Origin of the sequence: Pedobacter insulae (assembly GCF_900113525.1) — a bacterium.
Classification (GTDB): domain Bacteria; phylum Bacteroidota; class Bacteroidia; order Sphingobacteriales; family Sphingobacteriaceae; genus Pedobacter; species Pedobacter insulae.
The window spans coordinates 23834-50660 of the sequence record NZ_FOPP01000005.1; the positions used below are offsets into that span (position 1 = coordinate 23834).

19 protein-coding genes are annotated in these 26827 nt (G+C 38.0%); 12 read left to right on the forward strand and 7 right to left on the reverse strand.

Features of this window, described 5'->3' with window-relative positions; genetic code table 11:
• Positions 1-28: 28 nt before the first annotated feature.
• Positions 29-1774 carry an aspartate--tRNA ligase gene (gene aspS / locus BM207_RS09610; RefSeq protein WP_090993403.1) on the forward strand — a complete coding sequence of 582 codons (1746 nt, stop codon included), beginning with the start codon at positions 29-31 and terminating at the stop codon, positions 1772-1774.
• A gap of 159 nt (positions 1775-1933) precedes the next feature.
• Here aspS and BM207_RS09615 read toward each other — a convergent pair whose 3' ends face one another.
• Positions 1934-4417 carry a M14 family metallopeptidase gene (locus BM207_RS09615; protein WP_090993405.1) on the reverse strand — a complete coding sequence of 828 codons (2484 nt, stop codon included), beginning with the start codon at positions 4415-4417 and terminating at the stop codon, positions 1934-1936.
• Positions 4418-4557: 140 nt separating this feature from the next.
• Here BM207_RS09615 and BM207_RS09620 point away from each other — a divergent pair, with 140 nt between their 5' ends.
• Positions 4558-5859, forward strand: coding sequence for a UDP-N-acetylmuramoyl-tripeptide--D-alanyl-D-alanine ligase (locus BM207_RS09620; RefSeq protein WP_090993407.1), 1302 nt, complete (start codon positions 4558-4560; stop codon positions 5857-5859).
• On the opposite strand, the gene BM207_RS09625 is transcribed toward BM207_RS09620, so the two are convergent.
• From BM207_RS09625 to BM207_RS09635, 3 genes are read right to left on the reverse strand one after another with little or no spacing between them, the layout of a single operon-like run.
• Positions 5856-6350, reverse strand: a complete 495-nt coding sequence (locus BM207_RS09625; RefSeq protein WP_090993409.1) for a gliding motility lipoprotein GldH — start codon at positions 6348-6350, stop codon at positions 5856-5858. The genes BM207_RS09620 and BM207_RS09625 overlap by 4 nt on opposite strands.
• Positions 6319-7707, reverse strand: coding sequence for a PSP1 domain-containing protein (locus BM207_RS09630; protein ID WP_177217096.1), 1389 nt, complete (start codon positions 7705-7707; stop codon positions 6319-6321). Before BM207_RS09630 ends, BM207_RS09625 begins: the two co-directional genes overlap by 32 nt.
• Before the next feature lies 1 nt (position 7708).
• A complete protein-coding gene (locus BM207_RS09635) occupies positions 7709-8857 on the reverse strand; it encodes a DNA polymerase III subunit (RefSeq protein WP_090993411.1) in 1149 nt (382 codons plus the stop codon).
• A 96-nt stretch (positions 8858-8953) separates the two neighbouring features.
• Here BM207_RS09635 and BM207_RS09640 point away from each other — a divergent pair, with 96 nt between their 5' ends.
• From BM207_RS09640 to BM207_RS09680, 9 genes are all read left to right on the forward strand, one after another.
• Positions 8954-9382, forward strand: a complete 429-nt coding sequence (locus tag BM207_RS09640) for a MarR family winged helix-turn-helix transcriptional regulator (RefSeq protein ID WP_090993413.1) — start codon at positions 8954-8956, stop codon at positions 9380-9382.
• A gap of 13 nt (positions 9383-9395) precedes the next feature.
• Positions 9396-11822 (forward strand): outer membrane beta-barrel protein, encoded by a 2427-nt coding sequence (locus BM207_RS09645; protein ID WP_090993415.1) that lies wholly within the window; start codon positions 9396-9398, stop codon positions 11820-11822.
• Positions 11823-11905: 83 nt separating this feature from the next.
• Complete coding sequence (locus BM207_RS09650; RefSeq protein ID WP_090993417.1) at positions 11906-15739, forward strand: TIM-barrel domain-containing protein; 3834 nt, start codon at positions 11906-11908, stop codon at positions 15737-15739.
• A gap of 1 nt (position 15740) precedes the next feature.
• Positions 15741-16151 (forward strand): Holliday junction resolvase RuvX, encoded by a 411-nt coding sequence (gene ruvX, locus BM207_RS09655; protein ID WP_090993419.1) that lies wholly within the window; start codon positions 15741-15743, stop codon positions 16149-16151.
• A 69-nt stretch (positions 16152-16220) separates the two neighbouring features.
• Complete coding sequence (locus BM207_RS09660; protein ID WP_090993421.1) at positions 16221-16856, forward strand: O-methyltransferase; 636 nt, start codon at positions 16221-16223, stop codon at positions 16854-16856.
• 19 nt (positions 16857-16875) lie between these two features.
• On the forward strand, positions 16876-17556 hold the full coding sequence (locus BM207_RS09665) for a glucosaminidase domain-containing protein (protein WP_090993423.1): 681 nt from the start codon (positions 16876-16878) through the stop codon (positions 17554-17556).
• Positions 17556-18422 carry a glucosaminidase domain-containing protein gene (locus tag BM207_RS09670; protein ID WP_090993425.1) on the forward strand — a complete coding sequence of 289 codons (867 nt, stop codon included), beginning with the start codon at positions 17556-17558 and terminating at the stop codon, positions 18420-18422. Before BM207_RS09665 ends, BM207_RS09670 begins: the two co-directional genes overlap by 1 nt.
• Positions 18423-18470: 48 nt before the next feature.
• Positions 18471-19229, forward strand: coding sequence for a hypothetical protein (locus BM207_RS09675; protein WP_090993427.1), 759 nt, complete (start codon positions 18471-18473; stop codon positions 19227-19229).
• Between the two features lie 66 nt (positions 19230-19295).
• Positions 19296-20288, forward strand: coding sequence for a DUF3078 domain-containing protein (locus BM207_RS09680; RefSeq protein ID WP_090993429.1), 993 nt, complete (start codon positions 19296-19298; stop codon positions 20286-20288).
• 5 nt (positions 20289-20293) lie between these two features.
• On the opposite strand, the gene BM207_RS09685 is transcribed toward BM207_RS09680, so the two are convergent.
• The 3 genes from BM207_RS09685 to BM207_RS09695 all read right to left on the reverse strand — a co-directional run bounded on the left by BM207_RS09685 (position 20294) and on the right by BM207_RS09695 (position 25217).
• Complete coding sequence (locus BM207_RS09685; RefSeq protein ID WP_090993431.1) at positions 20294-22723, reverse strand: DUF5916 domain-containing protein; 2430 nt, start codon at positions 22721-22723, stop codon at positions 20294-20296.
• Between the two features lie 68 nt (positions 22724-22791).
• Positions 22792-24855, reverse strand: a complete 2064-nt coding sequence (locus BM207_RS09690; RefSeq protein WP_245768071.1) for a M56 family metallopeptidase — start codon at positions 24853-24855, stop codon at positions 22792-22794.
• A complete protein-coding gene (locus tag BM207_RS09695; protein ID WP_245768072.1) occupies positions 24852-25217 on the reverse strand; it encodes a BlaI/MecI/CopY family transcriptional regulator in 366 nt (121 codons plus the stop codon). The genes BM207_RS09690 and BM207_RS09695 overlap by 4 nt, the downstream gene beginning before the upstream one ends.
• Before the next feature lie 172 nt (positions 25218-25389).
• Between BM207_RS09695 and ffh the strand changes: the two genes are divergently transcribed.
• A complete protein-coding gene (gene ffh, locus BM207_RS09700) occupies positions 25390-26727 on the forward strand; it encodes a signal recognition particle protein (RefSeq protein ID WP_090993433.1) in 1338 nt (445 codons plus the stop codon).
• The last annotated feature ends 100 nt before the right edge of the window (positions 26728-26827 follow it).

Sequence of the window (26827 nt, forward strand, 5' to 3'; positions counted from 1 at the left end):
TATTTTTGCGGCTCAAAATTTGATTTAAATGTTAAGAACAACTACTTGCGGGGCTTTAACACTGCAAAATTTAGGCGAAAATGTGACACTATGTGGCTGGATGCAGAATTCACGAGATTTAGGCGGGATGACTTTTATCGATATCCGTGACCGTTACGGCATTACCCAATTGGTTTTTAACATGAATGATAATGTTGATTTATGCGAAGGCGCCCGTAGCTTAGGTCGTGAGTTCGTTATTAAAGTAAGTGGAACTGTTGTTGAACGTTCTAACAAAAATAAAGAAATCCCAACTGGAGAAATTGAGATTAAAGTAAGCGATTTAGAGATATTAAACACGGCTAAATTACCTCCATTTTTAATTGACGATAAAACGGACGGCGGTGATGATTTACGTATGAAATATCGTTATTTAGACCTCCGTCGTAATCCAATAAGGAATAACATGATTTTGCGTCACAGAATGGCTCAATCTGTTCGTCGTTATTTAGATGGCTTAGATTTTATCGAAGTAGAAACTCCTGTACTGATCAAATCTACTCCCGAAGGAGCAAGAGATTTTGTGGTACCAAGCAGAATGAACGCCGGCGAATTTTATGCTTTACCACAGTCGCCACAAACCTTTAAGCAACTTTTAATGGTTTCTGGTTTCGATCGTTACTTTCAAATTGTAAAATGTTTTAGGGATGAGGATTTGCGCGCTGATAGGCAACCGGAGTTTACACAGATCGATTGCGAAATGTCGTTCATTGAGCAGGAAGATATATTGAATACATTCGAAGGGTTAATTCGTACATTATTTAAAGAAGTGCGCAATTATGACCTGCCTGTTGTACCGCGTATGCAATATGCCGATGCCATGCGCTTATACGGATCAGACAAGCCTGATACACGTTTCGATATGCAATTCGTAGACTTAACGGATATAGTGAAAGGAAAAGATTTTGCTGTATTTGATAATGCCGAGTTAGTGATTGCTATTAATGCTAAGGACTGCGCTCATTATACCCGTAAGCAATTAGATGAATTAACAGATTTCATTAAACGCCCTCAAATTGGTGCTACCGGTTTAATTTATCTTCGTCACAATAGCGACGGGTCACTAAAATCTTCTGTAGATAAATTTTATAGTGAAGAAGAGTTGGTAAGATGGTCGGCCGCACTTAACACCCAGCCTGGTGATTTAGTATTGGTAATGGCCGGCGGTACAGATAAGGTGCGTAAGCAATTGAGTGAGCTTCGCTTAGAAATGGGTACGAGATTAGGTTTACGTAACAAAGATACTTTTTCGGCGTTATGGGTGCTTGATTTTCCATTATTGGAATGGGATGAAGAAACTGAGCGTTACCATGCCATGCACCATCCCTTTACTTCTCCTAAACCAGAAGACATCGCTTTACTAGATACTGATCCTAAAAATGTACGTGCAAACGCTTATGATATGGTCGTTAATGGTACAGAGATAGGCGGGGGTTCCATTCGTATTCACGATAGGGCTTTACAAGCGTTAATGTTTAAACATTTGGGTTTTAGCACAGAAGAGGCTCAAAAACAATTTGGCTTTTTAATGGATGCCTTTGAGTTTGGTGCGCCTCCTCATGGCGGTATTGCCTTTGGTTTTGATAGATTGTGTTCTATCTTCGCCGGTTTAGATAGTATTCGTGATGTAATCGCATTCCCTAAAAATAACTCTGGCAGGGATGTGATGATTGATAGTCCGAGTACAATTGACGAGAAACAATTGAAAGAGTTGAAGATAAAAACTGATTTATAATTTTCCGTCATTGCGAGGTACCCTCCGTTGGGAGGTGCCCCCGTCATTGCGAGCGAAGCGAAGCAATCTGTTCGTTAGATTGCTTAGTTGCTAGCTCCTCGCAATGACGGTTTAGTTAGCTCACACTGACGGTTTAATTAGTCCCCCCAACTGCGCTTGTTAGTTCACTAAAAACAACGCATTGGTAAACAATTGCTTCCCATTTTCCCAAAAAGAGCGGAACAGGACACTAGCCCCTAGATAAATAATTGTACCTCTTCCCGATTGCTGAGCACCAAATAACATGCCTGTAGCAAGTTTCTTTTTCACTTTTTCTCCTGCAATCCCAGCCACATAACTATTCTCCTTTAAGGTTCCCACATTCCATCCGTTATCTAACGGCTCATATATTTTCTCATCTGTTTTCAGGGTATAATAATATTTCCCTAAACCCATTGCCAGAGGGTGACTACCGTCTAGGTTAACCCTATAAATTGCTCCTGGAATAGCATTCTCCAGATCATCTTTATCCTTTTGTGCGTAGGTCCTTTGAATTGTTTGTTTTTCATCCTTTTTCGGGTATTCTTTTTTCTTGATATCAAATGGCCTTTTACCAACAATTGACGTAATGGCATCTTCAAGTAATATAATTTTTCCTCCTGCTGCAATCCAAGTGCTCAGTTGGTCGCCTAGTTTTTCGCCGTAATTGCCATCAGGCAAAATCAAAGTATTGATTTTATTGATGTCGAGATTATTTACACTTTGGGCACTAATCATGGTAATTGGATAATTCAACTCTTGCTCAAAAAAATGCCAAATTTCACCTATACTTTGCGACGACACTTCTTGCCCTGTTACTACAGCAATTTTAGGTGCACTTAAAAGTCGGTAAACCTGTGATCCGAAGTCTTTCCCTCTTTCAACATAGCCGCTACTAATTGGATAAAATGAGGTGTTATAATCTTTCGCCACCTGACCAAGTATCGATATTAAGTCTCTATTTATTTTTTCATTCTCTGTACGATAAATTAATAAAGAACCAGCAGGGTATGATCTACCGCCAATGGTAAACCCTTCATCTGCCATACGTATTTTTATGTTTCTCTTTTGGAGTGCTATTAACGTTTGCGCATCATTTACGGAGTTCCATTTAACTGCCCATGCGTAGGGTCTTTGAACAGCTGGAATGCTTTCGCTCTTTTCTGCAATGAAATTAAAACTACCAGAAATTGCTTCTTTTACACCATAGGTATTTAAGCCATAGGCGTAAGGTAATGCCCAAGCGGTGATGTCATAGGTATTGGAATCAGTAACCAATGTTTGCGGTTCGAACAGCACGTTTGCCATTACTGCATGAGGTTGCTGCAAATTTACAATCAGGTCATTTCGATCAATTTTAAAGTTCTCTACCTTTTGGGTCTCATAGTTATAACCGCTTAAACTTCTATCGCCACCAAAAGCGAAGTTTATTTGATTTCTCCTTAATAACTCTGCCAACTTACGTAAACGACCAATATTTTGCGCTTTAACGATATAACTTTTGTAGATTCCCGGAGGGTTAGTAGTACTTTGATCGAAGTACTTTTTAAACTCACTCAATAATTTATCCGAGTGTGTTGCTACTGTTTCCAGGGTTGCCATGGAAGTAGTAAAATGATGGTCTATGCGGTCTTTTAAAGTAAGCGTATCTCCATCTGAAGTTATGACTGCAAGGCCCGCCCTAATCCCTCCCTGTTCATAGGTCATTCCAATTGCCCCATTATATAAGGGATAGGTATCGCCATAAGATGGATAAAGTAGGTCAAACCGCTCTTTGGTAAAATACTGCCAACCATTTTCATCAAAATATTTCGCATTATTTTTGCCTACGGTTACCTGAAATTCCCGCTGCCATGCTGTGATGTCTTGATGAACTGGCTCAGCTGCCGGGGCAAAATAGTAAGGTTCATTATAACTTTGTTCATGAAAATCTACATGTACTTGCGGCAACCAATTATGATAGGCTACTAAACGCTGTTGGGTTTCTATTTGAGTTTGCCATGCCCAGTCTCTATTTAAATCGTAGTAATAGTGATTGGGGCGGCCTCCTGGCCAAGGTTCGCTGTGTTCTCTAGAGGAAGGGTCTGGATTTGGGACTTTGCCGCTAACCATGTTGAAATAGCTTACATATCTTTCCCTTCCATCTGGATTTAAGCATGGATCTATAATCACCACCGTATTCTTTAACCACTGTTTCGTTTGTTGATCGGTTGCATTTGCCAAAGTATATAATACACGCATAGAGGTTTCAGTCGAATTTGCCTCATTGCCATGAACATTGTAACTTAACCACAAAATAGCGGGTTGTTTGGCAGAGCGAACCACATTTTTATCCCCACTAGCCAAATTCAGGTTATTAGTTCTAATTTGCTCCAATCGGCTCATATTGGCCTCATCCGACAGTACCGCTAGTAATAATTCTCGTCCCTCATAGGTTTTTCCATACACCTGAAGCTGGATATTTTTTGCCGTTGAGGCTACTTTTTTAAAATAATCCACCACTTTTTGATGAGGGGTAAAGTGACTTCCCAGAGGATAACCCAAAAACTCATCGGGAGAAGGTACCTGAGCAGTTGCTATAAGTCCACCCAATAGTAATAGGGACAGCGTAACTAATTTCTTCATATTAATCTGTATATGTCCGTTGACAAAGTTTCGGCAATGTGCATAAAAACTTTGTCAATGTTTGATGAATATACTAAAAAGAATAGTTGTATTTGCCTTTGCATTTGTAATTTTACGATAAGAATTAACTTGTAACATCAATGACCAGCATCGAAGTCCTTTATCAGCATTATTTAAATCACCCTATAGTCTCTACTGATACTAGAACGATTATTAAGGGTTGTATGTTTTTTGCTTTAAGGGGAGAAAATTTCGACGCAAATACCTTTGCTGCTGAAGCTTTGCAACTGGGTGCCGCATTCGTAATAGTTGACAGAGAAGAATTTGCGCTAAATGAAAATTGTATCCTGGTTCCAGATGTTTTAACTGCCTTACAGGACTTAGCTACATATCATCGGAAGAAATTAAATATACCAGTGATTGGCCTCACAGGAAGCAATGGAAAAACTACTACCAAAGAATTAATTAAGGCTGTTCTGTCCGAAAAGTATCAAGTGTTTGCGACAAAAGGGAATTTAAATAATCACATTGGAGTGCCCTTATCTATTTTGTCAATATCGCATGCCGTAGAAATCGCTGTGATTGAAATGGGTGCGAACCACCAAAAAGAAATAGCCATGCTTTGTGAGATCGCTCAGCCTACACACGGATTAATCACTAATATCGGCTTGGCTCACTTGGATGGCTTTGGAGGCTTTGAAGGCGTAAAAAAGGGTAAGGCAGAATTGTATGCCTACCTTAAAAAAGCTCATGGCTATACTTTTATTTACCGAAACAACCCCTATTTAATCGAGATGAGTAGCACAGCGGATTTGACTAAGGTTGTGTACTATGGCACGGCTAAAGAAAATTCTATTAGCGGTGAGCTGATCGATACCGATCCGTTGATTGAATTAAAGTGGTCATATCTTGAGCATACCTTTAATGCGAAAGCTAATCTGACTGGCACCTATAATTTTGAAAATATACTCGCTGCGATTTGCATCGGCAATTTCTTTGCTATTAAACCCGAAGAGATCAATAGGGGATTAGCTAATTACTTTCCTGTTAATAACCGTTCTCAACTTACTAAGACAACCAACAATAGCGTAATTTGCGATTTTTATAATGCCAATCCGAGCAGTATGATGGCGGCTTTGAATAACTTAAAATCTTTATCTGCCAAACACAAAACTGTTATTATTGGCGATATGTTTGAGCTGGGTGATGAAGCGGCAAAACAGCACCAAAACATCATTGAACTGGCGCTCGGCTTTAATTTTGACGAACTAATTTTTATAGGAGAGAACTTCTTCGCCTTTAAAAATCAATATCAAGGAAAATTTTTTAACACAAGAGCTGAGGCTCAATTGTATTTAACTCAGCATACCCTCAAAGATAGTTTGATCTTGTTAAAAGGAAGTAGGGGAATGGCTTTAGAGCAACTATTACCCTTACTTTAAGGGTTCACTAGATCAACGGTCAAACCTATATCACTTACGCCAACCAAGGGGTTATCGCGCATATTTTGTTCCACTTCAAGCACATAATTACCCGCTTTTGGAAAATGAAAATCTTTTAACAGGGGAAAAGTATTGCTGTATAAGTTTCCAGATCCTTTACCCAACCATGATCCATCAGCTTTAGCGAGCTGAAACTGATATCTGGTGCTTTTAGACAATGTATTCCCTTTAAGGCGTGCAATTACATATATATTGGCATAACGGTAGTCGGCAGTATTCCGGATCTTGAAGAAAACATTGTAGCCTTTTGAGGAATCCTTGATGTCTAAAGTTGCTCTTACACTTTTAGCATACATCCAACTATTATCCGGCACCTCCATGTTTACATCAATCAAATTATTACTTGTACAGCCATTAAATAGCAGTACCAATGTCAACGACAGCAGTATAGTTTTCAGTTTATTCACTCGCAGGTTTCTCTGTTGCTCCATCGGCCGACCTATTTTTATTTCGATTCTTATTCCGGTTTCTATTATTTCTATTCGCGGGCTTTGGTGAATTTTGTTGTGTTGGATTCGCGGACTTTTGTTGTTGTCCAGGTTTAGTTACAGCATTCGGATCTTTAGCTCTCTGTGGCTGTTGCTTTGGCGCATTTGATCTAGCTTGCTGATTTGGACCCGGCTGATTGCGATTTGGATTGCGGTCGTTTCTGTTATTATTTTTATTACGATTGTTTTTGTTTTTCGACCTATCATCCAAACGAGTTAAGCTATCTTGGCCAACTACATTTTCATAATCGTGAACCTTCTCTACAATGGCCGTCTTTTTTAACTCAACTGCTTCATCTTTTAAATTGCTAGGCTTTTCTCCTTTTTTGTTCATCGCCATTATTTCTTTAACGCGATCTACTTTGAGAGGAATCCAGTCTTCCTGGTTAGCATAGCTAAACCACATGAGTTTTTTAAATATGTCTGTTTTTTGGTGACGGGCAACGCCCACTTCTGTCTGCAATGAGTCAATACGATCTGGGATATCTTTCAAGGCATCTAAATAGGTGTCCAATTCATAATTTAAGCAGCACTTTAATTTACCACATTGTCCGGCAAGTTTTAAAGTATTCAGAGACAAATTTTGATAGCGCGCCGCAGCAGTAGAAACTGTTTTAAAGTTTGTTAACCAGGTAGAACAGCAAAGTTCTCTTCCACAAGAGCCAATTCCGCCCAATCTCCCCGCTTCTTGTCTCATACCGATTTGACGCATTTCTATTCTAATCCTAAAGGTTTCCGCCATCTTCTTGATCAGTTCTCTAAAATCTACCCTACCCTCTGCGGTATAAAAGAAAGTGGCTTTGGTTTTATCCCCTTGATAGTCGACATCACTAATCTTCATTGACAAATGTAGATCCAAGGCTAGCGTGCGAGCTTTATGCATGGTTTCCCATTCCTTCGCCTTAGCAGATTTCCATTTTTCTACATCAGTTTCTGATGCCTTTCTGTAAATTTTTCGCGTTACCTGATCTAGCGGTGTTTTACGGCGTTTCATTTGCATCCTAACCAATTCCCCGGTTAAAGAGATATGGCCAATATCATATCCGCCTGTTGCGCCTTCTACAGCAACCAACTCACCTATTTCGAGATAAATATTATCGTTGTTTAAAAAAAATTCTTTCCTAGCACCTTTAAACTTTACTTCAACTACTTGAAAAGGAACATAATTAGCGGGCATATCCAGATTAGCAAGCCAATCATGAACTTCCATTTTCTGACATCCACCAGTAAGGCAAGACCCGTTACTTTTGCATCCAGAGGGGGCACAACCACCACCTGTCGAACAACTTCCACATCCCATATTAATTATATATATATTGAGTCCCTTTCGGGAGCGATTTAAACTTAATTATTTTAACTAGTTGTAAAGATACATCTAAAAACAGAATTTTCGGATTCGCATTACGCTCGATATGATAATGTGCTTTTTCCAACTCTCCAATTAACGCTTCAACCATTGCTAGATTTAACACATGGGTTGATAGCTTAATAGCGACCTCCAGGCTTTGAGGCGATAATTTAACCAACTCATCTCCGCCGCTTAACAGCAAGCTACACTCGCGAAGAAAATTAATACCATATTTCAAAAAATTCTTCTGATTTTCCCTTCCCCAGCCTGCGGCGGTTTCAGTAAAAGATATCATAGCAGGTACTTTATTTCCAAAACCCATCCTCAACCACTCCGCAAAATAACTGGCATTGTTATTTGGCGAGTCGTTCAAAAGCAGCTTTGCATCAATTAAATTTCCATCAGCCAAAAAACTATATTCTTCCGCTTGATGTGGCATCATCTGTGCCTTACTAAGCAAATACCCTTCTATTTCCGAGCTATTAAGTTTTGGGATCTTAACTAACTGGGTTCTCGATAAAATGGTAGATAAAATTTGTTCCTGATTTTGAGCCACTAAAATAAAAAGTGTGTTTGCAGGTGGTTCTTCAATAATCTTTAACAATGCATTTCCTTCTTTATCTAAAAATTCAGGTAGCCACATAATCAATACTTTCGTTTCAGCTTCGAATGCTTTATAACTTAGTTTTTTGATAATGTCATGACACTCGGCTATGTTAATATTGGCCTGTTTATTTTCAGCGTTCAGCTTCGAGCGCCATATATCCAAATTAAAATAAGGATCATCAAGAAGCATTGCACGCCATTCTTCCAACACATCTATAGAAACTTTTACATCTTTTGAAGCGAAAAAAGGATAAGAAAAGTGAAGGTCGGGATGAATATATTTTTCGTATTTACGACATGAAGCGCACAAGCCACAACTATCAGTTGCTGTTTTATCCTGACAATTAATATATTGTGCATAAGCAATCGCTAAAGGTAGTGCTCCACTACCTTCGCTAGATAAGAAAAGCTGGGCATGGCTTACCCGGTTTTCTTTTACCGTTTGTATTAGCTGGCTTTTTATATTTTCTTGGCCAATAATCTCTTTAAACTGCATCGGTGCAAAATAGGGATAATTAGCTAATTGACCTAATTGTAAAATATTAGTTGATATATCAATATTATACCTCCATTCCTTATTTTTGTATCAGCTATGGAAAAATTAAACGACACCTTTTTGTACACGATCGACAAGTGTTTTAGAAGCTATCATCAGTTTGCCCAAAAAAATGTACGTAAAGCAGGATTTAAGATAACCATAGATCAATGGCTAATTCTAAAAAACGTTTCCGAAAATCCTGACATCACCCAAAACGACCTCAGCAAACTTGTTTTTAAAGACAAAGCATCTATTACACGCATCATTCAATTACTCATTAATGCGGGTTATCTGATACGAGAAACTCATCCCGGCGACAAAAGGAGAGTAAACTTAACCCTCACCACAAGTGGTGAAAAAATAACAGCCGAAGTCGAAAAAATTGCTTTTCAAAATCGGGCTGCTGCGCTAAAAGGTGTGAACCTTGAGCTTATGGCAGAAATGAAAATTGCTTTACAAGAAATCATCAACAATTGCTCTTAACCACCACACAATAATGAAATCAATATTTAAGGTTCTATTTTTCTTTCTTTTGCTTTGCGGAAGCGAAAATTTGCTGGCGCAGGCTGCAAATCCAGATTTTAGCATTATCGTTTTAGACAACCAACAGCAGCCTATCGCAAATGCAACGGTGGAGCTGCGAGGGGCCGAAAATAAAGTACTGGTGAAAACAGTAACCACCACAATTTCTGGAACGGCAGCATTTTTTATGTTAAAAGAAGGTAAATATTACGCCGTAGTGAGTGCGAATGATTATAGCGCAAAAAATACGGCAATATTCCAAATTCCGTCGCCAACCAAAACCTTAACGCTTTCATTAAGCAGCGAGACGAAGAACCTTCAAGAAGTAACCGTTACCGGCAAAAAACAAATGATTGAACGTAAACAAGGGAAGACTATTGTTAATGTTGACGCAGCGGTAACGAATGCCGGAACCACGGTCCTGGAAGTGCTAGAGAAATCACCAGGGGTAATGGTCGACAAAAATGGAAGCATCAGTTTACAGGGAAAGGCTAGCGTATTGGTGATGATAGATGATAAACCCACCTATTTATCGGGCACTGAATTAAGTAATCTGTTGGGAAGTATGAGCTCCAGTCAAGTTAATCAGATAGAGCTCATTACTAGCCCATCTGCCAAATACGATGCTAATGGAAATGCTGGAATTATCAATATTAAAACAAAAAAGAATAAGCAAGAAGGATTTAATGGCAATCTTACTACGAATTTAGGACATGGAAGACACCTAAAAAGCAATAATTCATTAATGCTAAATTACAGACAGGGGAGCATAAATGCTTTTGTAAACTACAGCATGAATTACAACAAGGGATTTATGGATATTTATGCCTATCGCAAGTATTTTGATCAACAGAATGCAATTATTTCAACCCTCGATCAACCTAGTCATTTAGGAAATGAAAACCTGAACAATTTGATTAGAACTGGGCTTGATTTTTACGTAAGTCCGAAAACTACCTTGGGCTTAACCCTTACAGGTACACTGGTATCGAGAAAAGGGCTAGGTAACGCAACGGCAACATGGCTAAGCCCCCAGATGGTGCAGGATTCGGCTATTACAACGAACAGTAGTAGCGATTTTAATTTGAAAAATGGCTCCGTAAATCTTTATGGCAGACATACGATTACAAAGACTCAAGAACTGGGGTTTGATATAGATTATTTGAGATATGGCGTTGCTAACGACCAAAATTTTCAAAACATTAGAACAGGAGCAGTAAGTTACAATCAGGGATCGAGAGGGGATATTCCCTCTCAACTAGAAATTTTCGCGGCAAAAGCAGACTATACACTGCAACTGGGGAAAAGTGCGAAATTTGAAGCCGGATTGAAATCGTCCTCTATCAACACTGACAACACCGCAAATTATCAACTCTTTAATGGTACTAACTGGACAGAGGACCTTAAAAAGAGTAATCATTTCTTGTACCGAGAACATATTAATTCGGTATATAGTAGCATTGAACAAAAAGTTAACCGGTTAAGCTATCAAATAGGTCTGCGTTATGAAAACACGAACTATACTGGTAATCAATTAGGGAATGCGTTGCAACCTGGCAGCAAGTTTGCTAGAAATTATCAAAACTTATTCCCTTCTGGCTACCTTACCTATGAGGTGGACTCTGCCAACTCATTGTCTTTTACAACAGGCCGAAGAATCGACAGACCTGCCTATCAAAAGCTAAATCCTTTCGTTTTCATTATTAATAAATATACTTATCAGCGAGGAAATCCATTTTTCTTACCGCAGCATACCTGGAACTTCGAACTGAGCCACTCTTATAAACGGTTTTTGACTACGGCAATTTCTTATAGTGGCACCAAGAATTATTTCTCGCAACTATTCTTATCAGAAGGAAATGACATCTTAGTGTATACAGAAGGAAATGTTGGCCAGATGCACAATTTAGGTTTTTATGTGACCGCTCAGGTATCTCCATTTAAATGGTGGTCTGTAACTGCCCAAAGTAATTTCAATTATAAAAAACTCAGTGGTTATCAAAATGTAGACTACAAATCTTCGGTAAGGCAACTACATACTACCGTGAATAATCAATTCCGAATTAACCCTACCTTAAATGCCGAGATTTCTGGATTTTATACCACAAAGGCCCGTAATGATTTACAGGAACTTTTATATCCAACAGGGCAAGTTTCGGCTGGCATTATTAAAACGATCTTGAAAGGAAAAGGAAGTTTTCGCTTAACAGCCAGAGATATTTTTTACACACAGGCTATGGAAGGATTAACGGATTTTCCAGGTGCCAATGAATATTTTATTCTATGGAGGGATACCCAGGTACTTAACATAGGCTTCAATTATCGATTTGGAAAACCCTTGAAAGCGGCTAAGCGTTCTGCCGGAGGTGCGGCCGATGAAATTAATAGAGCAGGGACTTAAATAGTCTTTTAAGATAATTCTAGTTCAAAAACGGCTATTTTTTCAGATATTTAGCAGGTAAAATAAAATTTCCTGTAATTACTATGAACAGAATAAGCCGCAACTTCGGAATTAATCCACTAATTGCATTCGTTTTTATATTGTCAATTTTGCCAATACTAACGTTTGCTGATGTTATATTAAAAAATCCTAAAATTACTGTCGCCAAAATCATTAATACCACAACTGTGGAAGTTTTATATAACGATAGCCAGCGATTAACGATAGATTTTTATGGAGAAAACATTTTCAGAATGTTTCAAGATAACAATGGTGGAGTAATTAGAGACCCTGAGGCTAAACCAGCAGCTCAAATTTTAGTTAACAACCCACGCAAACCAATATCAAAGCTTGATTTAAAAGATGAAAGCGGACAGATTTTTATATCCACTGCCCAGGTAACTATCTTATTTGATAAGTCATCGACCCTGTTTAAAATTATTAATCGCAAAAATCAAACGCTTGTTGTTGAAGAAATTGCGCCAATCACCTTTGATAAAGAAAAGGTATCCCTTACTTTAAAAGAACATCCTCAAGAATACTTTTATGGTGGTGGCGTACAAAACGGCCGTTTTTCGCATAAAGGAAAGTCTATAGCCATCGAAAATCAAAACAGTTGGACAGATGGAGGAGTAGCCTCACCAACTCCTTTTTATTGGAGTACTAAAGGTTACGGAGTAATGTGGCACACCTTCAAAAAAGGACGTTATGATTTTGGTGCAAAAGAAAAGGGAACTGTAAATATTTTTCACGAAACAGGCTATTTAGACCTGTTTTTCATGATCAGTGAAGGGATGGTTCCTTTGTTGAATGATTTCTATCAATTAACGGGAAACCCCATTTTACTTCCAAAGTTTGGTTTTTATGAGGGGCACTTAAATGCGTTTAACCGCGATTATTGGAAAGAAGATCCTACCGGGATTTTATTTGAAGATGGCAAAACCTATAAGGAAAGTCAAAAAGACAACGGTGGAATAAAAGAGTCGCTGAATGGCGAGAAAAACAATTACCAATTTTCGGCTCGCGGGGTGATAGATCGTTATAGCAAGCATGATATGCCGCTCGGTTGGATTTTACCAAATGATGGATATGGAGCAGGATATGGGCAAACGGAAACTTTAGATGGCAATATCCAAAACCTAAAAAGTTTCGGTGAATATGCCCGAAAAAAAGGTGTCGAAATAGGTTTGTGGACTCAGTCCGATCTGCATCCCAAACCTACCGTAAGTGCTTTATTGCAACGAGATATCTTAAAAGAGGTGAGAGATGCCGGGGTGAGAGTGCTGAAAACAGACGTGGCCTGGGTAGGAGCAGGTTACTCGTTCGGCTTAAACGGTGTTGCTGATGTTGGAAAAACAATGCCTTATTATGGTAATGATGCACGGCCGTTTATTATTTCTCTAGATGGGTGGGCTGGTACTCAACGCTATGCAACCATTTGGAGCGGTGATCAAACGGGAGGCGTTTGGGAATACATTCGTTTTCATATTCCAACTTACATTGGCTCAGGCTTATCTGGCCAACCTAACATTACCTCGGATATGGACGGTATCTTTGGCGGTAAAAACATGGCCGTGAACATTCGGGATTTTCAGTGGAAAACCTTTACCCCAATGCAATTAAATATGGATGGCTGGGGTTCTAGTCAAAAATACCCTCAATCTCAGGGAGAACCAGCAGCCTCTATTAACCGCATGTATTTGAAAATGAAATCTACATTGCTACCTTACCAATATAGTATCGCTAAAGAGGCAGTAAATGGATTACCAATTATAAGAGCAATGTTCATAGCTGATACGAATGCCTATACCCAAGGTATCGCAACACAATATCAGTATCTCTTTGGTCCGAACTTTCTGGTAGCACCTGTTTATCAAGCCACAAAAGCTGATGAAAAAGGAAATGATATCCGCAATAATATCTACTTGCCAAAAGGCACTTGGATCGATTATTTTTCAGGAGAAAAATATGCTGGGAATACTATACTCAACAACTTTGAGGTGCCCATTTGGAAAATCCCGGTATTTGTTAAAAGCGGGGCAATTATCCCGATGACAAACCCTAGCAACAATGTATCAGAAATAAATAAAGCGTTGCGTATATATGAAATCTATCCCGACAAGGAAAGTAGTTTTACCGCATACGATGATGATGGAATTACTGAAGCTTACAAACGGGGCGAGGGATCAACCACCTTAATTTCATCTGTTGTTGATAAAACAAAAGCAACTATTACCATCGAGCCCACCAAAGGTGATTTTGAAGGTTTCGTTAAAGAAAAGGCAACTTCATTTGTAATTAATGTAACCGCAGCACCAAAAAAGATAAGTGCAACAATTGGCGGAAAAAGTGTGAAACTTATGGCAGTTAATTCGATTGAAGAATTTGAGTCCATACAAAACGGTTATTTCTACAACGCTAAGCCAAACCTAAATCGCTTTGCAACCAAAGGAAGTGAATTTGAAAAAATAGTGTTAGCTAAAAACCCTCAGGTATTAGTAAAATTGCCACAAACTGATATAACCAAAAATGATATTAAACTAACCATCAACGGCTTTGTTTTCGAGCCTGCGGATCACAACAAAGTTTCTTCGGGACCATTAGTGGCGCCGAATTTGGCTCAGGTTAGTGCAAAAAACGCTAAAGCATTTACCTTAATGCCATCTTGGAAAGCTGTAACAAATGCAGATTTCTATGAGATTGAATTCAACGATATGTTATTCACCACAATTAAAGACACTACCTTATTGTTTGACAACCTAACCCCAGAAACAGCCTACACATTTAAATTGAGGGCAGTAAATAAAGAGGGTCATTCTGATTGGGTCGCAATCAAAGCAACTACTAGTCCAAATCCATTGCAATTCGCAATAAGAGGTATCAAAGGAGAAACAACCGCATTAAATCAAGGCGGCTCTGGTATTAACAAGTTATTTGATTTTGATGAAGGAAACGATTGGCACACCAAATGGGGCGTAAATTCATTACCATTTGATATGATTTTAGACTTGAAAAGCATGAATCAAATAGAGAAATTTCAATATTTACCGCGTACAGACGGTGGAAATGGGATTTTGCTAAAAGGATCAGTTTTTTATAGTGTTGATAAAACTTCATGGACAACTGCAGGAGAATTTGAGTGGGCAAGAAACGGTGAGGTAAAAACTTTCAATTTTAGCAACTTGCCAACTGCCCGCTATATAAAATTGTCAATTACCAACGGAGTGGGTGGATTTGGCTCAGGCAGAGAACTATATGTGTTTAAAGTTCCGGGAACAGAAAGTTACATTCCCGGCGACATTAATAATGACAAAATAATTGACGTAAACGACTTGGTTTCCTACACCAACTACACTGGTTTACGCAAAGGAGATGGAGATTTTGATGGTTATATCAGCAATGGAGATATCAACAAAAACAATGTCATAGATGCTTTCGATATCTCTCAGGTAGCCACACAATTGGATGGCGGCGTAGAAATGGGCAAAGCAGAAAAATTAGCTGGTAATTTAATTTTAACTCCGTCAAGAACAACTTTAAATGCCGGGGAAATTGTTGAAATTAAAGTTAAGGGCTCGAACTTAGTTGGCATAAATGCTTTAAGCTTTAGTTTACCTTATAACCAGCAAGATTATGAATATGTAGGTGTGCAAACATTAGCAACTAAGGCCATGAATAACCTAACATATGATAGACTTCACACTAATGGCGCAAAAGTATTGTATCCAACTTTTGTTAATATTGGAAATCAAGACACCCTAAATGGTAGCGAAGAGCTCTTTATCATCAAATTAAAGGCTAAACGTAAAGTCGCTTTTAATTTAGTTGCTATTGAGGGTTTATTGGTTGACAAAAATTTAAATAGTTTAAAATTTTAACATGGCGCGTATTTTAGCTTTTGATTACGGGACTAAAAGGATAGGGATTGCGGTTACAGACCCCTTGCAAATTATTGCAACCGGTTTAGATACTGTCCACCCTAAAGACATAATGGAATATTTAAAACAATATCTATTAAAAGAAGAAGTTGAAGCCTTCGTAATTGGTGATCCCAGACAAATGGATGGAAGTCCCTCAGATTCTGCACAACATGTTAAGGGATTTTCTACGCTGTTAAAGAAATCTTTTCCCTCCATTCCTCAACACTGGATTGATGAACGCTTTACTTCGAAATTGGCACAACAAACCATTATGAATAGTGGGTTAAAAAAAATGGATAGACGAGATAAAGAAAGAGTGGATACCATTTCCGCCACCATAATTTTGCAGTATTTTATGGCCGGTAAATGAGCTAAGCTTTGTCGCCAACCATATTTATAAAAAACAATAACTTTGTAAAAAAAATCGTTTATAATCACAATGATTAGTGAAGACCTTCAAAACTTATTATTGAAATACTGCGAACCCGAGCATAAACTATTACAACATATTGATAGGGAAACCCAGCTAAAAGTACTCATGCCGCGTATGTTAAGTGGCCATTATCAAGGCAGGGTTTTAAGCATGCTTAGCAAAATGAACCGGCCTAAAAGAATCCTAGAAATAGGAACGTTTACGGGTTATGCGACTTTGTGTTTGGCAGAGGGCTTAGCTGATGATGGTATGATTTACACCCTCGACATAAATGAAGAATTGGAAGATACAGTAAGGAATAATTTTGCAAAATCAACATTCGATCACCAGATTAAGTACATTATTGGCGATGCTCAGCATAGCTTAAAAAGCTTAGACGGTGAAACATTTGATTTGGTTTTTATTGATGCTGATAAGAAAAATAATGGTACCTATTATGATTTAGTTTTTGAACAAGTGAGGCCTGGCGGATTGATTATCGTTGATAATGTATTATGGAGTGGAAAAGTTTTAAGTAACGCTCAGGATAATGACACCAAAAACATTCGTACTTTTAACGACAAAATTGCTTCCGATAAAAGGGTTGAAAAATTAATTCTTCCAGTGAGGGACGGACTTTTTGTAATAAGAAAAAATGATTAACTGTTTTAAATAAACAGGAATGAAAAAAACATTTCTACTGCTTTTTTTACTTGGTTTGAGCATACTCTCTATCAAAGCTCAATCTACGCAAGATTATATTTTGGCCAATGTAAACCATGCGCAATACCTCATGCAACAATATCAATTACCTGCAAGTATTATCTTAGGGGTTGCCATCCATGAATCGGCTGCAGGAAGAAGTAAAATTGCGAAATATTTGAATAATCACTTCGGGGTTAAAGGAGCAAATAGCAATGCTGAAATCCAATCTGCTTATCGAGACTATCCCTCTGTTGATTCTTCGTATAGTCATTTCGTTTCTTTCTTACAAAGCAGGAAATACTTTAATGTACTCTTTGACCAGTATGATCAATATGATTATAAAAATTGGGCACGTGGAATTCAGCGAGGTGGTTATGCTGCGAGTAGAACCTGGGCGACACAAGTTATTGCAATCATTAAGAAATATGAGCTCTTTCAATATGATAATCGGCCTGAAGGATATATAGAACCCATTAACCCCCCAGAAGCTCCGAGCCGAAAAACATTAGCGCCTAAAAAAAATAAAATATATACAATTAAGCCTGGCGATAATTTAAGTACCATAGCAAAGAAAAATCACACAACCGTTACTTCTATAATGCGGAAAAACGGTTTAAAATCACCAGCTTTAAAACCTGGTCAAAAAATTAAACTCTGATGAAGAAATCTACCTTTTATTTAATAATTACAACAACAATAATATTCGGCAGTTGCGCCTCGCACAAGTATAGCCGCAACAATAAACAAATTGAAAAGGAAGCTATAGCGCAAACCCCAAATTTTCCGAACTATACTACACTAACTTATATCGAAGCTTTTAAAGATGTAGCTATTGAAGAAATGAATGCCAACGGGATTCCGGCGAGTATTACCTTGGCTCAGGGGATTTTAGAATCTGGAAGTGGCAATAGCACCTTAGCAAAATATGCTAATAATCATTTTGGCATTAAATGCACCAGCGATTGGAAAGGTAAGGCCTATTATAAAAATGACGATCAAAATAATGATTGTTTTAGAGTTTATCAAGATGCAAACGAATCGTACAGGGATCATTCAACTTTCTTAAAACGTAAACGCTATAGTTTCTTATTTGAATTAGACAAGAATGATTATAAAAACTGGGCAACAGGTTTAAAAACAGCGGGATATGCAACCAATCCCAAATACCCTGAGTTACTAATTAATGTAATTGAAAAGTACAGCCTATTTCAATATGATCAAGCTGAAACTGAAAAGGATAAAATTACTCGCGAAGACCGGGTATTTACGGAGATCAATGCAAACATTCCGCTAGAAACAAAAAAATTCAAACCCGTAGCTGTTGCTCCAAAAGATCCGCCAAAACAAGAGGATTCGGCGAAAACGACAGATACTCCTAAGGAAACCCATTATATTGTTAAGGCCGGAGATACTCTTTTTAAGATCGCCAACTTGTATAATTTAACAGTCGACGAACTAAAGGCCTTGAATAAAATAACTGATACGACAATTAAAGTCGGACAAAAACTGTTAGTAGTTAAATAATGTTAAGACTAACAAGAACTATTTACTTATATTGTAGTTTTGTTGCGAATGAAGTTATCTGCCCTTTTCTTGCTTATCTTTTTAAGTGGCCGTCTCTTTGCCCAAACTATTCCTGTTCAAGGTTTTGTTATAGATAAAGACACCAAGGCCAGATTGGCGCGGGTATACATTTATAATCCTGCTAACGATGAAGGTATTTATAACAATTTAAAAGGAGAATTTACCACAAAAGCGAAAGTTGGAGACACTATTTTTGCTGCGCTTTCTGGCTACGCAATGGATACGGTTGTATATAATGGAAAAGGATCAATTATCATTCAGCTAAAGGCGCTCACTATTACCTTAAATCAGGTAGAAATTTATGGGAAAACGCCAACACCACAAGAACTGTACGCCAAAAAACTTAAAGAATATAAGTACGCACTCGATAAGGGAAGCACCAAAGACCTTTTAAATTTAGGTTCTGGCGGTGTAGGCCTAGGAATTGATGCGATCTACAATTTGCTCAGTCGGCAGGGTAAAAATGCACGCCATCTGCAAGCCATTCTTGAAAAAGATTACCATGAAGCTATTATTGATTATCGCTATAAACCAGCGTATGTAAAGTCTGTTTTGGGGTCACCAACGTTCGATATCGATGACTTTATGCTACAATATAGACCGACCTACCAGTTTGTCCTAAACGCCAGTGATTATGCTTTTGTGTTGTTTATTAAAAACAGCTATAATTCTTATAAGCGTAATCCAGCTACCTTTAGATTACCTAAACTACCCAAAATGACACCTACGCAACCACTAGGGCAATGAATAAATGCATTTCTTTTTTAGCTAATTAACCTATAATTTTCAAATTTTTTGTTTTTCTTTGCAACAATGAAGCGTTTATTTTTACTGTTATTCCTTCTATTTGCCCTTTCTCCTCATCTCTTAGCACAAGAAATCGATACAATTCCTATTTCTACTAAAGACCTGGATATCAAACTGAAAAGAAGCCCTTTACCTTCACGTACAGGTAGTATTTCTTTTAATCCAGTTAGCCTTACCCCTGTTATTGTGAACGCAAAAGTAAATTACTGGAAAACAAAAACCCAAATAGGAGTGAATATTAATCAGGCCGCATTTAGTGATAACTGGAAAGGTGGCGGAGTAAATTCATTTGCTCTAGGCGGGTTAATTAACTATAAAGCAGAATATAGCAAAGAGAGCTACAGTTATGTGAGTGAAGTTATTTTGCAATATGGTAAAATAAAGAATAAAAGTCAGCTGCAAAAGAAAACGACCGACCGGATTTATTGGGATAACAAAGCTGCGGTTCAACTCTCCAAAAACTGGTACTTCTTTGGTTCTGTAAACTTCGAATCACAATTCGATCGCGGATTTGCCTACAGCAAAGATGCGAGTGGAAATGAAATCGAAAAGCTTCTATCGAAATTCATGTCTCCGGGCTATTTAACAGAGTCTATAGGTTTTGAATATAAACCAAATAAGTTTTTCTCAACTCGAATTGGCACCGGTACTGCCCGTCAAACTTTTGTGCTAGATACCGCACTATATCGAACCAACCCAAATAATTTTGGGGTAATAAAAGGTAAGAACTTCAGGAATGAGCTAGCTTTTCAGATTGTAACCGCTTATGAAAAAGAAATCTTCAGTAATATAAATTTAAAAACAAGGTATAATATGTTTATCCCTTACGATAATTTCGGTCATATCGATTATCGTTTAGATGTAAACTTAACTGCTAAGGTGAACCGCGCGATAAATGTTTCGGTAACTGGGGTAGGAATATATGATAGAGATACCGATACAAGGATACAAGGTAGCCAAACGCTCGCACTAGGGTTTACCTTTGTTTTTCCAAGATAATTAGTTTACTTTTTCTTCTTTACTAAGTTTAGATAATCCACATAGTACAGCACTTTTATTGACAAGCTGTTGTTTTGAGGGCCGGACAATACATGATCAAAATTCCTTCCATAGCGCTTGGTATAAAATCGCTCATTGGTTTCTGCCGCATTTTTATAGGTGATACTCAGCTCACTTCCTGGTGAAAACTGCCAGATATAAACTAAGTCGATATTAAATACGTTATAGTTACGATCCACATCTTTTAACACCGCACCGTTATACGGATCTAGACGGCCGCTCGCATTTAAACTATAAAAGTCCTTATTTCGTCTGTCCGACCAATAATGTCTAACCCCTAAACTAATTCCCATTTTATTTGTGAAACTATATTTAGCATCCATGGTATTTTCTACTGTATTTCTATCGTACCTTGAAAAAACAGACTGGTTGCCATTAAGCGCCACCCAGTTTACAAAATTATAGCTTGGTTGAAAATTTAAGTCTAAACCAAATGCCAGTTTATCACTTACCCTTAAGTTTTGAAAAAAGTAAAAGTTATAGCTAACCCCATCCATCAAGTCTCTTTTTTCACGTACAATATTACCCCCAAAATTATACGCCTTTGTTCGATTAGGGTTTACGTAAACCGCTACCCGATAACTACTTGGCGCCTTATATACCTGACCGTTTCTTGACTCATAGAAATCATTGGATTCGGCCAGGAAATTTCCAATTAACTCTGTCGACCAGAAATTCTTATATTGAATATAAACGCCTGGGAAAATCCCTAAACTCTGGAAGTCTCCGGGTTTATACCTTCTCGAATATTCAATCTCTGTCCAAGCCTGAATCTGATTATACCATTTACCCGGTTTATAAATATTATATCCAAAATTTACCGACTGATCAAAAAAGTTATTATTGGTATAAAAGCCCATATCAGAGGGATCAAATCGAGTATCCGAAAATTCTTGCTCATAAACGACGGTAAACGTGCCACTTTTTTTACCGCCTTCCAACTCATAACTATATCCGTTTCGGTTTTTCTTAACAGGGTCAGAGGTAACATAGCTCATTTTCCCTTCTCCACTCACAAAATATTCATTGCTCTTGTTGCTGATATTGAAAAGTGCGGCGCTAACATTCGCATCATAGGCACTCCCTTGTCGCAATACGTTGGTATTAATTACGCTAATGGAGCTGTTATTTTTCAATGATTGATCCAGCACAAAAATATTATAGTTAGTTAATGGCTGGCTTTCAACGTTTCTCCTAGTTCCTGTTGCGTCTTCTACCACTGTAAACATCTTATTGGTAACCGCATTAAACAAACCTATTCCTAAGCCCTTTGCTGTACGTCCAGATATTTTGGTCGCATTTAGCACCTTCCCTTCCTGGGGGCTTTTAATAACCTTATCAGTACTCTTTATGCCGCTATTATCGAAATAGGAAGGAATAGACCCAATTCTTTTTGAATAGAATAAATCTCCTTTATTAAAGAGTTCCGTTCCTTCGGTAAAAAACTGTCGGTTTTCATTAAATTTTACTTCAAAGGGTGTCAAATTTAATACCCTGTAATCACTCTGTACCTGCCCGAAATCCGGAACCAATGTCATGTCAAGTGTAAAACTTTGATTGATGCCGTACTTTACATCCATCCCTCCATTGAAAGCCGCCTGCGTGTTTTTTACCCCCGGCGTATTGTATGGATAGTTACTAATTAAAGTAGAAACATAAGGTGAAAAGGACAACCGAAGCGGTGCTTTAATATTTTGCAATCCTTCTAAGATCCCGCTCTGATTTATAAACCCATTTATCTTGGGATCCACATAATTCCAAAAAGTTTGGACATTTTTACCTGTGCGCTTTCGGGTTACATTCATACCCCAGTTTTGAATTTCTTTGCTCGAAAAACGCAATGCTGAGTAAGGAATCTTCATTTCGGCGGTCCAACCCTTGCCATCAATTTTTACGCTGCTTTCCCATACAGCATTCCAATTAGGATCTTCATCTCCTATTAGGGAATATTTGGCATCAAATTGTACACCTGCCGCTGTAACAAAGAACCCATTTCCATTCACCCCATCTAAAAAAGTGTCAAAAACAATTCCTATAAAATCGGCATTACCAATTTGGTCCCTAGCAACTAATTCTCTTACTACGCTATCAGGATTATCATACATCCTCGCCGAAAGATAGATCGCGTGATCATCGTATAATATTTTTATTTCGGTAGCGCCTTCTTTTGTTTCAACTCTGCCAGGAACAGGTTTTAACTCGATAAAATCTGTTGCCACAGCTGCTTTTGCCCATACTGCATCATCCAAATTTCCGTCTATTTTGGGACTTTCAGAAGTTCTTTGTGCAACTAGCTTCTTTTTTGGTTGTGCATTTTGTGCCGCACTAATTGTAACACTCAGCGCAATGACCAAGCCAGTAAAAAATAATTTCATTCAATTTGTTTGTTTACATTAGACTGTTAAAGCCAATGAAATGTTGCACCTCAAAATAAATTTTATTGTTACAGTCCCAAAAGAACCTTTTTCTCTACGTACTTATCTATAGAAGGATAATTGTATCCTCTCTTTTTCATTTCTTCAATATAGGTTGGCGTGGTTCCCGTTGCCATTGCCCCCACCACCGCTTCAACTGTTAGGGTTTTAAAGCCCAGCTTTTGATAGTTTTTGTAATCTTCGGCAGTTAATCCAAGAGCCTTCATAGAGACAAACGCTTCGGAAGTGAGTTTACCAAGTCCTAAATTTTCAAAACTCTTACAGTATGCTGGCGTTATGCCTAATGCTTTAATGGCCATAAGTTCATCATCAGAGAATTTTAATCCCGCATTTGTAAATGTTCTGATATAATCTCCAGTAATATTAAGCGCCTTTTTTGCAATTATCATCCCCAATTCAGACATATCATCCTCGTCGTCGTTACCATTTGTTTGATGGTTCGTATTAGTATTAATTTTTGGAGATTTAACGCCTGCATGAACGGTTGCATCACTAGCGCTTTTGGCATTTTTTAAAAATTCGCCATCTATACCCTGAGCTTTTAAAGTAATTAATTTACTCGGAGTAACGGTCTTATAACCCGATTTTTTAATTCCAGCAACAAAAGCCGCGTCTACGTCTAGCGCTTTGAGTGGAATAAGATCCTGCAGACTTACATCGTCCAATCCCTGGTTTTTTAGAGAATTAATATACTGCTCTGTAACACCCAGTGCAGAAAGCGGAATTAAATCATTTTTAGACAATCGAGTATAGCCTTGGTTTTTAAGCATTTTGATGAAATCCTTTTTTAGATTTACCATATAGAAAACCATAGCATCTTTTTCTTTGTTGGCAGCAATACCTTCCCTTTCTAAAAGTTTAAAAAAATCCTCATCCGCTCTAAACTCATAACTGCCCATCCCTGCATTGCCATCAAACTTTCCAGTAAAATAGATCGTTCCAGCTTCTCTTGTTAGCGAAAAATTTCCTTTCTCCGCTGTTGGTATATTTTTGAAGTCTGCTAAAGCAAAATCGCTGTTGTTATGATTATTGGTGTTGTCTTCATCTTCAAAGCGGATACTGATTTTATCCTTTTTGATAGTCGCAAACCAAGTCCCCTTATTGGAGACCTTTAAAAAACTACTGCTGCTTTTCCCATCAGTTGATTTTCCAAATGCTACGGGCTCATTTAATAGGGAAACAAATACAAGCAGTAGCGGAACAATACATAGATATTTCCATGTAGCGTTGATATTTGATTTTTTTGATTTCATCATTAATAATCTTTTTTTAAGTATTGATTGATTATAATTTGTAGTTAAACTTGCAGGGAAATTTGGAGCAGAGACCTTTACCAAGCTCATTTGGTAGCTAGCCGGCTCAATATCAGAATGCGTCAACAATTCGTTATCAGTTAAAAACTCCAGGTTATCCTCCATGGCTTTCCGATAATACCAGGCAAAAGGATTAAACCACTGAAAAATTAGCGCCAACTCCGCAAAAATGATATCGTAACTATGGCCCTGTTGGATATGTATCTTTTCGTGTAATATAATCTGGCTATAGGTATCCCAGTCGTATTTATCAGGATTGATAAAAATATTATTAGCAAATGAACAGGGAGCCTGTTCTCCTGTAAGTTCCACTATCCTAAATTTTCCATCCTGTATAAATGGCCGGGCATAACTCTTGTATATCAAAACGCAAAGTTGGAACAAGAAATTTAGGCCAAAAATGAGTACTCCAAGCCAGTATATCCATATAACTAAGGTAAGCGGTGAGATTTCTTTGAAGACTGACGCTTTTGTGGCGCTTGTTTCTTGCTTGGCTAAGTTGACACTATTGGTGGATGGTACTGGAACTCCTTCCACTTTCGGCGTGCTGTTTAATTCGGCGCCTAAAACAGCATTATTTGCTTTTCTAAAAGATAATTGCTGCGGAACAGGAATTAAAGGCAAACTAAATGAAAGGAATAAACAGCCTAATAAAACAAAGCGATTTAATGGGAAAAAGGTTTCTTTCTGCAATAACAATTTATAAAATATAAAGCAGCCAGCAAGCATCAAAGCCACATTTAAAGCATAGTTAATCATGATTCCTTGTTTTTAATCAGGTTTACGATTTCCGTTAATTCATCTTCTGAGAGATTTTGTTCTTTTGCAAAAAAAGCTAACATCCGCGGGTAAGAGTTGTCAAAGTATTGACTTACTACATCTTTTAATGCGTGTTTTTGATATTCCTCTCTACTAATTACCGGGAAGTAACAAAACATATTTCCCACTACATCATGCCCCAAAAACCCCTTCTCCTCTAAAATCTTAACCATAGTAGCCACACTATTATAATGAGGTTTTGGTTCTGGGAGCAAAGGAATGATGTCTCTGATAAACGCTTTATCAACATCCCAAAATGCCTGCATGATTTGCTCTTCTCTTTTTGCCAATTTGATCATCATCTTAAAATTATATAACGAAGGTAGTACTAATAAATTAATAACAAAACTAATCGATTAGTAGTTTGGTAACATTATAGATACAAATCAGTCGTAATGAGTTTAACAGCCATCCATTTTTAGTCTTAAAACATTTGCGCAAATTTTAATACCTTTGTGCTTTAATATTAGGAATATGTTTGAAAATTTACAGGATAAGCTAGATAGAGCATTTAAAGTTTTAAAAGGACAAGGAAGTATTACTGAGATCAACGTGGCAGAAACCATGAAAGAGATCAGGAAAGCGTTATTAGATGCCGATGTAAATTATAAAACCGCTAAAAGCTTTACCGATGATGTTAAAGAGAAAGCACTCGGCTTAAATGTATTAACATCTGTTTCTCCAGGTCAGTTGCTAACCAAAGTTATGAATGATGAGCTTACCGCATTGATGGGTGGTGAAGTAACTGAGGTAGACCTAAAGAACAATCCAACTATTATTTTAATTGCAGGCTTAAACGGAGCAGGTAAAACTACTTTTACGGGTAAGTTAGCGCTTCACCTGAAAAGCAAAGGAAAGAAGCCTTTAATGGTTGCCGGTGATGTTTATCGTCCGGCTGCAGTAGATCAGCTCCAAATTTTGGGTGAGCAGATAGGTGTTCCTGTATATGCAAACACGGCTTCAAAAGATCCGATTGCGATTGCCTTAGAAGGTGTTGCAGAGGGTAAAAGAAACAACAACAATGTAATTATTATCGATACTGCAGGTCGCTTATCAATCGATGAGAGCTTGATGAACGAAATTTCGGAAGTTAAGGCGCAGACCAAACCTCATGAGATTTTATTCGTGGTAGATGCTATGACAGGGCAAGATGCCGTAAATACGGCTAAAGTCTTTAACGACCGCCTTGATTTTACCGGGGTAGTTTTAACAAAACTGGACGGTGATACCCGTGGCGGTGCGGCACTCTCTATTAAATCTGTTGTTAACAAACCCATTAAATTTATTGGAACGGGCGAGAAGATGGAAGCACTTGATGTGTTCTATCCAGATCGGATGGCTTCTCGTATTTTGGGTATGGGTGATGTGGTTTCCTTAGTAGAAAGAGCGCAACAACAATTTGATGAGAAAGAGGCCGCCGAACTACAGAAAAAAATCCGTAAAAATAAATTCGATTTCAACGACTTCTACAACCAGATTCAGCAAATCAAAAAGATGGGGAATATGAAAGACCTTGTGGGAATGATTCCTGGCGTGGGTAAGATGATGAAGAATGTTGACATTCAGGATGACGCTTTCAAAAATGTGGAGGCAATCATTCAATCAATGACGCCTTTTGAAAAAGAGAATCCAGATAGCATACAACAAAGCAGACGCCTGCGTATTGCCAAGGGTTCGGGCAACAAAGTGGAAGAGGTAACTAAACTGATTAAGCAGTTTGAAGACATGCGTAAAGTAATGAAGCAGTTTTCTAATCCCGCTGCCGCAGCCAAAATGATGAAGAATATGCCAAAGATGCCACAGGGGCGGTAACCGTTGGTAGCCGCTTAAGCTAGACCGCGGGGAACTTAATTTTGAGTCTTGGCTTAAGAAAAAAGAAATTCTCCATCCTGTCAGATTAAACAAATTTCTT

What these genes read in the sequence shown, in the direction of transcription:
- aspS (WP_090993403.1), top strand. Translation starts at nt 29, where the DNA reads ATGTTAAGAACAACTACTTGCGGGGCTTTAACACTGCAAAATTTAGGC.
- BM207_RS09615 (WP_090993405.1), bottom strand. Translation starts at nt 4,417, where the DNA reads ATGAAGAAATTAGTTACGCTGTCCCTATTACTATTGGGTGGACTTATA.
- BM207_RS09620 (WP_090993407.1), top strand. Translation starts at nt 4,558, where the DNA reads ATGACCAGCATCGAAGTCCTTTATCAGCATTATTTAAATCACCCTATA.
- BM207_RS09625 (WP_090993409.1), bottom strand. Translation starts at nt 6,350, where the DNA reads ATGGAGCAACAGAGAAACCTGCGAGTGAATAAACTGAAAACTATACTG.
- BM207_RS09630 (WP_177217096.1), bottom strand. Translation starts at nt 7,707, where the DNA reads ATGGGATGTGGAAGTTGTTCGACAGGTGGTGGTTGTGCCCCCTCTGGA.
- BM207_RS09635 (WP_090993411.1), bottom strand. Translation starts at nt 8,857, where the DNA reads ATGCAGTTTAAAGAGATTATTGGCCAAGAAAATATAAAAAGCCAGCTA.
- BM207_RS09640 (WP_090993413.1), top strand. Translation starts at nt 8,954, where the DNA reads ATGGAAAAATTAAACGACACCTTTTTGTACACGATCGACAAGTGTTTT.
- BM207_RS09645 (WP_090993415.1), top strand. Translation starts at nt 9,396, where the DNA reads ATGAAATCAATATTTAAGGTTCTATTTTTCTTTCTTTTGCTTTGCGGA.
- BM207_RS09650 (WP_090993417.1), top strand. Translation starts at nt 11,906, where the DNA reads ATGAACAGAATAAGCCGCAACTTCGGAATTAATCCACTAATTGCATTC.
- ruvX (WP_090993419.1), top strand. Translation starts at nt 15,741, where the DNA reads ATGGCGCGTATTTTAGCTTTTGATTACGGGACTAAAAGGATAGGGATT.
- BM207_RS09660 (WP_090993421.1), top strand. Translation starts at nt 16,221, where the DNA reads ATGATTAGTGAAGACCTTCAAAACTTATTATTGAAATACTGCGAACCC.
- BM207_RS09665 (WP_090993423.1), top strand. Translation starts at nt 16,876, where the DNA reads ATGAAAAAAACATTTCTACTGCTTTTTTTACTTGGTTTGAGCATACTC.
- BM207_RS09670 (WP_090993425.1), top strand. Translation starts at nt 17,556, where the DNA reads ATGAAGAAATCTACCTTTTATTTAATAATTACAACAACAATAATATTC.
- BM207_RS09675 (WP_090993427.1), top strand. Translation starts at nt 18,471, where the DNA reads ATGAAGTTATCTGCCCTTTTCTTGCTTATCTTTTTAAGTGGCCGTCTC.
- BM207_RS09680 (WP_090993429.1), top strand. Translation starts at nt 19,296, where the DNA reads ATGAAGCGTTTATTTTTACTGTTATTCCTTCTATTTGCCCTTTCTCCT.
- BM207_RS09685 (WP_090993431.1), bottom strand. Translation starts at nt 22,723, where the DNA reads ATGAAATTATTTTTTACTGGCTTGGTCATTGCGCTGAGTGTTACAATT.
- BM207_RS09690 (WP_245768071.1), bottom strand. Translation starts at nt 24,855, where the DNA reads ATGATTAACTATGCTTTAAATGTGGCTTTGATGCTTGCTGGCTGCTTT.
- BM207_RS09695 (WP_245768072.1), bottom strand. Translation starts at nt 25,217, where the DNA reads ATGATGATCAAATTGGCAAAAAGAGAAGAGCAAATCATGCAGGCATTT.
- ffh (WP_090993433.1), top strand. Translation starts at nt 25,390, where the DNA reads ATGTTTGAAAATTTACAGGATAAGCTAGATAGAGCATTTAAAGTTTTA.